This window comes from Acetivibrio sp., assembly GCF_035371925.1.
Classification (GTDB): Bacteria; Bacillota; Clostridia; order Acetivibrionales; family Acetivibrionaceae; genus Hungateiclostridium.
The window spans coordinates 1-1,777 of sequence record NZ_DAORXT010000180.1 but is presented as its reverse complement, the minus strand read 5'-3'; the positions used below and the strand labels follow the sequence as shown (position 1 = coordinate 1,777).

Below are 1,777 nucleotides of genomic sequence, written 5' to 3'. Positions count from 1 at the left end.
TGCTAACATGGTTTAAAAATAACGTTCCAAGCAGAAGTCGATCCTTTCTGGGTATCCTATTCCACACATATCCCTTGAATAAATCTTTAACAAGAAAAACTTCGCCATCATTTAGATTTTCAGTTTCTCTAATAGCTTCTTCCAATAGCTCATTTACATCAATCATGTTGTCCACTCCTTATTAATAATAATATCAACAACATTGTTGATATTATTATACGTATATTCACAGTCAAAGTCAATCCGTAAATAAGAAAAGCCACCAATCAAGGAAGTAACACCTCTCAATTGGTCGCCATTTCTGATATCCTATATCTCAATATCTATTTCAACACCTGATTTAAATTCAACAGTGAGCTTATCATCAAATACCGTAACTTTTTCAATAAGCCGCCTTACTAATTGCTCATCATATTCCTCCAACTCGCAGGATTGTTCATTTAAGAAATCAGTCATTTCAGCGATTCGTTGCCTTTTTCCTTCACGCTCTGCATTCTCTGCAAGTGCATTTTGCTTCAATTCTCGAAGGCGGTAAATTTCATCAGCCACATCTTCATAGTCATTCTTGGACTTTGCTTGTATAAGAAGCTGTTGTTGTAATTCTTCCAATTTGCCATCAATATCATCGGTGGCATTATCATTTTCTTCATTAAATACAGTAGCTATGTTTTTCTGCAAGGTTGAGAGGAAGGGTTCTTTGTTAGCCAAAAGCTCGTTAATAGCCTTGACCACTGCTGTCTGCAATGTTTCCTCGTTTATGGTAGGAGCAGTGCATTCAGACCCTTTTTCCTCCAATCGGCTAACACATCTCCAAACAATAGACTTGTAGCCTCTGTTATTCCAATGTACCCGTCGGTAAATATCGCCGCAGTGTCCGCAGTAAACAATACTCGATAAAGCATACTTGCTGCTATAGACTCGCTTTTTACCGCCTTTGCGGCCACGAAGATTTGCTCTTCGAACCATCTCTTCTTGAACTTGCATAAAAAGCTCCCTTGGAATAATCGGCTCATGGCTGTTTTCTACATAATACTGGGGAACGATGCCGTTATTCTTGACCCGCTTTTTAGAAAGGAAATCAACCGTATATGTCTTTTGTAGAAGGGCATCACCGATGTACTTTTCATTCTGCAATATCTTTTTTAGTGTTTCTGGTCTCCATTTGGCTTTGCCTGCCGCTGTAAGAATACCGTCTGCTTCTAGTCCTCTTGATATTTGTAAAAGACTAGCTCCTTCAAGGTACTCTCTATAAATCCGTTTAACAACCTCTGCACCCTCGGGGTCGATGACTAGTTGCTTGTTTTCATCCTTGGTGTATCCAAGGAAACGCTTATGGTTGACCTGGACTTCACCTTGTTGATATCGATACTGAATGCCCAGCTTAACGTTCTGACTTAAGGATTGGCTTTCCTGTTGGGCAAGGGAAGCCATAATAGTCAGCATAATTTCACCCTTGGAATCCATGGTGTTGATATTTTCTTTTTCAAAGAATACAGCGATGTTTTTATCTTTTAACTGACGGATGTATTTAAGGCAGTCTAACGTGTTTCTGGCAAATCGGCTGATGGATTTTGTAATGATCATGTCTATTTTTCCTGCCATACATTCCTCAATCATGCGGTTGAACTCTTCACGCTTTTTGGTATTTGTACCTGTGATACCATCATCCGCAAAAATCCCTGCCAATTCCCATTCTGGATTGCTTTTAATGTAATTTGTATAATGCTCAATTTGCGCTTCATAACTGGTTGCCTGCTCCTCGCTGTCCGTAGAAACA

Annotated in this window: 2 protein-coding genes; both read right to left on the bottom strand. The window is 39.4% G+C overall.

Annotated features, from left to right (window positions below; all coding sequences use genetic code 11):
• Nucleotides 1-166: single-stranded DNA-binding protein (locus PLH43_RS13635; RefSeq protein WP_324364026.1), on the bottom strand; the 166-nt coding region annotated here is incomplete at its 3' end.
• Between the two features lie 143 nt (nucleotides 167-309).
• The coding region (locus tag PLH43_RS13630; RefSeq protein ID WP_324364024.1) for a recombinase family protein at nucleotides 310-1,777 on the bottom strand (1,468 nt) is incomplete at its 5' end.